Origin of the sequence: Microvirga sp. KLBC 81 (genome assembly GCF_003075415.1) — a bacterium.
In the GTDB taxonomy this organism is placed as follows: Bacteria; Pseudomonadota; Alphaproteobacteria; order Rhizobiales; family Beijerinckiaceae; genus Microvirga.
Genome location: NZ_QDAH01000028.1, coordinates 62,174 through 69,111, shown reverse-complemented (window position 1 = coordinate 69,111; position 6,938 = coordinate 62,174). Strand labels below are relative to the sequence as shown.

The 6,938-nt window shown below is 58.1% G+C and carries 6 protein-coding genes; all 6 read right to left on the bottom strand.

The annotated features are described in order from the left end of the window. Positions 1–144: 144 nt before the first annotated feature. The 6 genes from dgt to DC522_RS17555 all read right to left on the bottom strand — a co-directional run bounded on the left by dgt (position 145) and on the right by DC522_RS17555 (position 6,903). Entirely contained in the window at positions 145–1,617 is a 1,473-nt protein-coding gene (gene dgt / locus DC522_RS17585; RefSeq protein WP_116529970.1) for a dGTP triphosphohydrolase, read from the bottom strand. 440 nt (positions 1,618–2,057) lie between these two features. Next, positions 2,058–2,225: a 50S ribosomal protein L33 gene (gene rpmG / locus DC522_RS17580; protein WP_047187095.1), complete on the bottom strand. Its 168-nt coding sequence runs from the start codon at positions 2,223–2,225 to the stop codon at positions 2,058–2,060. Positions 2,226–2,462: 237 nt separating this feature from the next. Then, entirely contained in the window at positions 2,463–3,188 is a 726-nt protein-coding gene (locus DC522_RS17570; protein WP_116529968.1) for an NUDIX hydrolase, read from the bottom strand. Beyond that, the gene (locus tag DC522_RS17565; RefSeq protein WP_116529967.1) at positions 3,160–3,648 is read right to left on the bottom strand and encodes a DUF983 domain-containing protein; all 489 of its coding nucleotides are present in this window, start codon (positions 3,646–3,648) and stop codon (positions 3,160–3,162) included. Before DC522_RS17565 ends, DC522_RS17570 begins: the two co-directional genes overlap by 29 nt. A gap of 12 nt (positions 3,649–3,660) precedes the next feature. Next, positions 3,661–5,988 (bottom strand): ribonuclease R, encoded by a 2,328-nt coding sequence (gene rnr, locus DC522_RS17560; RefSeq protein WP_116529966.1) that lies wholly within the window; start codon positions 5,986–5,988, stop codon positions 3,661–3,663. A 510-nt stretch (positions 5,989–6,498) separates the two neighbouring features. Beyond that, the gene (locus tag DC522_RS17555; protein ID WP_116529965.1) at positions 6,499–6,903 is read right to left on the bottom strand and encodes a VOC family protein; all 405 of its coding nucleotides are present in this window, start codon (positions 6,901–6,903) and stop codon (positions 6,499–6,501) included. Between the last annotated feature and the right edge of the window lie 35 nt (positions 6,904–6,938).

Below are 6,938 nucleotides of genomic sequence, written 5' to 3'. Positions count from 1 at the left end.
TCTCGTTGAGCCTGAGGCGTGCCGCAACTATTTCACCGCCGCCGGATACGGATTCGTCTGAATGCCCGATGCTCTAGTCGAGGCATTCCTGTCCGGATTAAATGTTTTGATCGAGGTTTCACGCCGTCTTAGGGAGAATGCCGGTCAGAAAGGCTTATGAACAGTTGTGGATACAGCGCCATGCAATCTGTTGTAGAACTCGAAAGCATACCTGTCGGTCATTCCAGCGATGAAGTCGCAGATTGTGCGGTATTTCACCATTACCGGAGCACTGGCACACATCGACCGGAAATCCTCAGGGAGCAATCTGATTCCATCGTCTTCAACGAGTGCCTTGAAGATGCTTTTGACGATATCCTTCCCCCTGTATTCTACAACCTGTAGACTGGGGGCACGGATCACAGCGTGATAGGTCAAGTTTTTCAGGATTTCGACAACTCTGAAAGTTTCGAAGTCGAGTCTTGCTCTATGTAACTGCGGGTAAATAGGGTGCTCGATAACCTCAATGCCGTCTAAGCAAAACTGGACTAATCTTGATGTGAAGTCCGCACGAACGTAGCCATTCTGTGCAATTTTTCTAGAGCGTGCTTGTACGTCCATCGCTAGGAGCATCTTTTTTGCGCCCTCTGCGTGGCGTCTGCTCCGGAATAGTTTCAGATCATCATCGCTGGGTACAAACAGAAGATCCGCAAGGATGAAGTACAGCGTACTATGTACGTCAGAAACATCGATCTTCGATTTCGAATATTCCGGATAATAGCTATCAATGCGTGAATTGATAGTATCTACGACTGCCTCATACGTCTCGTTATCTAGTGTGAATAGGCCGAGAGGATCAAGGAATCCTGCCTTGAAGTTATCTTCAAGGTCATAAGTAGAGTAGGCAATGTCATCAGCGATGTCCATGATAGAGCATTCAATCGTCTTGAATGGTCCATCATAAGTATCTACGCCCAAGACCTTTTGCTTTATATTTGCGACTAAAGCGGTGTCGTCTTTGTAGTATCCCTTCACGACCCCAGACTTACTTCGGTCTTCGGATCGCTCTGGGATGGCGCGATCGTATTTCAGTACAGAGGCGAGGGCACGGTAGGTCAGTCCTAGGCCAAGGCGAAGATCGGTTCCGTCGGCATCAAAGGCTCTTAATTCACCGTCGCTTGAGAGACGGAGTGTGGCTTTTTTCTCCAGCCGACTGATGATGCGAAGAGTTTGCCCATTGCCCTCGAAGCCACCGTGCTCAGACATGCACTCATCTAGAGCCTCTTCACCGTTATGGCCGAATGGTGGATGTCCCAGATCATGGGCAAGCGCGGCAAATTCCACCAAGTCAGGTTCAATCTTCTGATCGGCTGCAGCGAATGTGGCGGAGGTCGCATTGAGCTTAATTGCAATCGACTTTGCAATCTGCGCGACCTCCATGGAATGCGATAAGCGGTTTCGATAGAAATCCGACTCGTGACCCGGAAAAACCTGTGTCTTTCCTTGGAGGCGGCGGAAGCTCGGGCAGTGAATCAGTCTAGCCAAGTCGCGCCGCCATGGTGAGCGGAATGCTTCTACTTGAGGTTTGGCGGGTTCAGCGACTCGTTCCGAATCTCCCGGTCCGTACAGCGTGGGCATTCTTTACTTCTTGTTAGCTTTTTTCTTTGTGCCGGATGGCTTTTGCTCATGCGTAGCGTCAACCTGAACGGACGCTACTGACCGCCTCAACTCTCTTAGATCCTTCGAAACGGAATTCTGTAGAGCTTGGGCTGTTGACTTGAAGGAGGGTTTCTTTGTTAGCGCAAGCGTTGTCATTCCATTGTCTCCCTTGCCGACTCCTAAGGTACTCCAGCTTGGCTTTAAGTGACAATCAGCCAGACGGAAATTCTGGCCCTCATCCTTAATCAGCCAAGCTGTGTTCTGATTAGGCAACGTCACAGAGTTCGGAAGGTTCAGTCTAGCGCTGGAGCAAGAACCAGCGCCTATGGTTTGTGACCCGTTTGTGACCCCGAACGAAAAAACCGCCCCAAGTAAGAGGCGGTTTTCCAAATTATCTCAACAACTTAGTTGAAAGCGGATTACTTGATCTTGGCTTCCTTGAACTCGACGTGCTTCTTCGCGACCGGGTCGTACTTCTTGAGCGACAGCTTGTCGGTCATCGTGCGGGAGTTCTTCTTGGTGACGTAGAAATAGCCCGTGTCGGCGGTGGAGACGAGCTTCACTTTGATCGTTGCGGCTTTGGCCATAGGTTGAGACCTCTTGTTCGGTTTGAACGCGCTCGGTTCGCCCTATGGCGTGGCCGAAACGCAAAGGCCGGGCGAACCCGGCCGGAAAATCGTGACGTTCCCATGCCCGATTACGCCGGTTTCGTCAAGGGTTCCGGAGGACAGGGACGACATCTTTTCCGTCAGGGCCATCCACGTCCTGGGAGCCGTTACGTCGAAAGACGTGGATCCCCGGATCAAAGTCCGGGGGCGCTGGCGCTAAAGCAGCTCCCGCACGAAATGGTCACGCTTCTGATAGAAGAAAGGCACCGGCAGCATGGGGCTGAAACCGGCGGCAATCCTTGCCTCCAGCTCTCCGAGGAGCACACCAGTGATCGGCGGCAGGTCCAGCTTTCTGGCCTCCGCCACGGTGACCCAGGCGAGTTCCACGAGCTCGGAATCAGGCCCCACGACGCCCTCGACCTCATGGGCGACAGCGGTGCGGTCCACCGCGAAGAATCGGGTGTCGAAGCGCTTCACGCGCTTCGGGGGCGTGATGGCCCGGCCGATGAAGTGCAGAATCTCCAGGTCGGGAAATACCCCATGCTCCCGAAAGGCCTCCCAGGGAGTGCCAGCCGGTACCGAATCCGGGCTGCCGTAATCCTTGGTGCCAAGCATCAGGCCCGTTTCCTCGAAAGTTTCGCGGATGGCGGCGAGGGCCAATGCGCGGCTGCGCTGGACGGAGGGGCGGGTGACCCGGGTCATAAGGGCCTGTTCCGCGCGCGGATGCAGGGCGCCGGCCACGGTCATCGAACGGTCGCCTGCCTCGATCCGGCCACCAGGAAACACGAACTTGCCGGGCATGAACCTGTGGCCCTCATGGCGCTTGCCCATGAGGACCTTCGGGTGCTTGCCCTTGCGGTCGATGATGATGAGGGTGGAGGCATCGGCAGGACGAAGGGCGGGCGCGTTCGCCTTACGCTCCCCGGCGACCAGCGTATCCATCCTGGCCAGTGTTTGAGCGTCCGTCACCCGGGTTCTCCCTCTCTGCTTTTCTCTTCTCTCGGGCTGCGCCGAAGCCGTGCATCCCTAGCGCGTATTGAAGCCCCACGACAGCGCCTTTGACGGGCTGGAGCAGCAGCAGAGATAGCACGAGGGTCAGGAGAGGCCAGATCGCCAGATGCGCCCAGAGCGGCATCTCCATCTTCGTCTCGGTCATCAGGATCCCGTAGCCGATCAAATGGCCGACAATCGTGATCACGATATAAGGCGGAAGATCATCAGCCCGATGGTGATGGAGTTCCGTGCCGCAGGCCTCGCAGCGCTCGACGGCTTTCAGGAAACGACCGAAGAGTCGTCCCCTGTCGCAAGCCGGGCAATGACCGAGGAAGCCTCGCTTCATCGCAGGCAGGGTGGTCACTTCCTCCGCTTGGGTCGCTGAGGCCGTTTGCATCGTCAGAGGCATTTTAGTTTCCTATCAGCCGCGACCGCGGCGCTTCACCTTCACACGCGTGGGAGCACGCCGGTCTGATGCTGCCTTGGCGGCTGCTTTCTTAGCACCGCGCGGCGGACGCTTCGCCCCCTTCTTTCCGCCACCAGCCTTGCCGGTAAAGCGGCCCTTGGTGAGCAGCTCGAACCGCAGCGCGCCTGCGACGGGGGCGGCTTCCACCAGCTTAACCTCCACCCTGTCGCCGAGGCGGTAGGTTTCGCCCGTGTAGTCGCCGCGCATGGAATGGGTCTTCTCATCGAAGCGATAGAAATCGTCGCCGATGGTCGCCGCAGGAACGAAACCATCCGCGCCGGTCTCGTTCAGCTTGATGAAGAGGCCCGCCTTCGTCACTCCCGAAATCTGTCCATCGAATGTGGCCCCGATCCGGTCCGCGAGGAAGTGCGCGATCAAGCGGTCGATTGTCTCACGCTCCGCCGCCATGGCGCGCCGCTCGGCGGCCGAGATCTTGGCGCTGATCTCGATCAGCTCCGCACGGGTGATGTCAGACGGCAGCCCATCCTTGCCGAGCTTCAGGGCAGTAATCAGCGCGCGATGGACGATGAGATCCGCGTAGCGGCGGATGGGGGAGGTGAAGTGGGCATAGCGTTTCAGGTTCAGGCCGAAATGCCCGTAATTCTCCGCCGAGTATTCCGCCTGCGACTGCGAGCGCAGCACCACCTCGTTGATGAAGAGCTGATGCTCGGTGCCATCGACGCTGCGAAGAATCCGATTGAACAGTTCCGGCCTCAGCGCTCCTTGCGTCGGCAGCTTCAGACCGATGGAGGCGAGCACTTCGCTCAAAGCGCGCATCTTCTCAAGCGAAGGCTCGTCATGGACGCGGTAGATCAGGTCGGATTGCGCTTTCTCCAGCGCTTCCGCCGCCGCCACATTGGCGAGGATCATGAACTCTTCGATGAGCTTATGCGCCTCAAGCCGCTCCGGCACGAACACGCGGTCCACGGTGCCGTCGGGCTTCAGCACGATCTTGCGCTCGGGCAGATCGAGATAGAGTGGCTCGCGGATATCGCGGGCCTTCTTCACGCAGGCATAAGCGGCCCAGAGGGGCTTCAGGATCGGGTCGAGGATAGGGGCTGTCACCTCGTCGGGCCGTCCGTCGATGGCTACCTGAGCCTGTTGATAGGAGAGCTTCGCCGCCGAGCGCATCATGACCCGGTGGAAGGAGTGGCTCTTCTTTCGGCCGTCAGGGCCGATCACCATCCGAACGGCGAGGGCAGGGCGCGGCACATGCGGACGCAGCGAGCAGAGATCGTTTGAAATCCTTTCCGGCAGCATGGGCACGACGCGGTCGGGGAAATAGACCGAGTTGCCCCGCTCTTGCGCCTCGCGGTCCATGGCGGAGCCGGGGCGCACATAGGCCGCGACATCGGCAATCGCCACGGTGATGATGAAGCCGCCCTCATTGCTTGGATTCTCGTCCCGCACCGCATGGACGGCGTCGTCGTGATCTTTGGCATCCGGCGGGTCGATGGTGACGAGCGGGACCTCGCGCCAATCCTCGCGGCCTGCCATGGAGGCATGTTCCGCCCGCTCGGCCTCGTCGATGACAGGTTTTGGGAATTGGTTCGGGATATTGTGGGCGTGGATCGCGATCAAGCTCACGGCCTTCTCGGATTTGATGGAGCCCAACCGCTCCTTCACCTTTGCATGAGGGAGACCGAAACGCCCGTGCTTGACGATGGAGGCCGCGATGAGGTCGCCATCCTGCGCGTCGGCTTCATCACCGGGATTGATCTGGAGCTCCTGCTCGCGGGCCTTCTTGTCGACGGGAATCAGGCGTCCGCCGCCTTCCGGGAGAGGCCGGAAGATGCCGAGCACCTGCGCCTGTTTCTTTGCGAGGATCTTCGTGACACGGCCCGCATAGCGATGAATATCACCGGCCTTGAGCGGATCGACCCGCAGCAGCGCCCGGTCTCCCACGCCCGCTACCGGCATGCCGGGCTTCGGCTTGCGGGCGGGCAGGATGATGATGGTGGGAATCGAGCCGTGCTCTTCCTCGTCCCACTCGGTGGGAACGGCAATCAACTCGCCATCGCGGTCGCGCTTGATGATGTCGGCCATCACCATCGGCGGCAGCTGGCCTGCCTTGTGGACCCGCTTGCCCCTGCGGTCAACGACGCCCTCGATCTCCAGGTCTTTCAGCATCTGCTTGAGCCAGACTCGGTCGCTGCCCTTGATGTTGTAGGCCTGCGCGATCTCACGCTTGCCCACCTTGCCGGGGGAGTTGGCGATGAAAGCGACGAGATCCTCCCGGGATGGGAGAGCGGAGGAGGATTGGGCTTTTGAACGTTTGGCCAAGGGAAAAACTCGTTGAGTCCGTCAGGTCTTGTCGCATGCGAGCTTGGCCGCGGCTAGTCCGGCCACACGCCCTGGTGATGACGCACAAGCCGCAGCATGGATCCATAGGCAGGTTAAGAGCCGTTCGGGGCAAAAAAAAAGGCTCCATTACGGAGCCTGTGAGGGACCGGCCCGTGGGGGCAGAATGGGCCGGTGATGCCTATCAACGGTTCCGTTCAACAATGGTTCCCAACTTTTTTGAAAAATTTTCAAGAAAGTTTCTCGACTAGCCTAAGGTATTGAATCAGTTCGAAAAAAGTTGGACACTGTTCTCTGTCGTCATGGCCGGACTTGTCCCGCTCATCCCCGTCTTGAACCATGCAGAGACGTGGATCCCCGGAACAAGTCCAGGGATGACGAGGGCGCTCGCTTCTTGCTGATAAGAATGGCGCGGAGAGGCTGAGCGCCAGTGTTGTCGCCTTTGAGACGCCCGTCAGATCTTAAAGTCCGCCCGTGGCAATTGCAGCGCGTTCACTTGCGACCGTCTGTGAATTGCACGAGATCCCACAGATTGCCGTACAGATCCTCGAATACGGCCACGGTGCCATAAGGAGCCTGTTTCGGCTCGCGAACGAACTTGATGCCAGCCTCGACCATGGCGGCATAATCCCGCTGAAAATCGTCAGTCCGCAGAAACAGAAAGACACGACCGCCAGCTTGGTTGCCGATGAACGTCTCCTGATGGCGAGTAGACGCACGCGCCAGAAGCAACGATGTCGCTCCATCTCCCGGAGGGCGGACAAGAACCCAACGCTTATCCTGCTCCGGCTGATACGTGTCCTCAACCAGCTCGAACCGCAGCTTGTTGACGTAAAAGGCGATTGCTTCGTCGTAGTCGCGAACCACAAGAGCAATATGCGCGATGCTCTGTCTCAATCTGGGCCTCTATCAGACACGTAGCAGGCACCCGT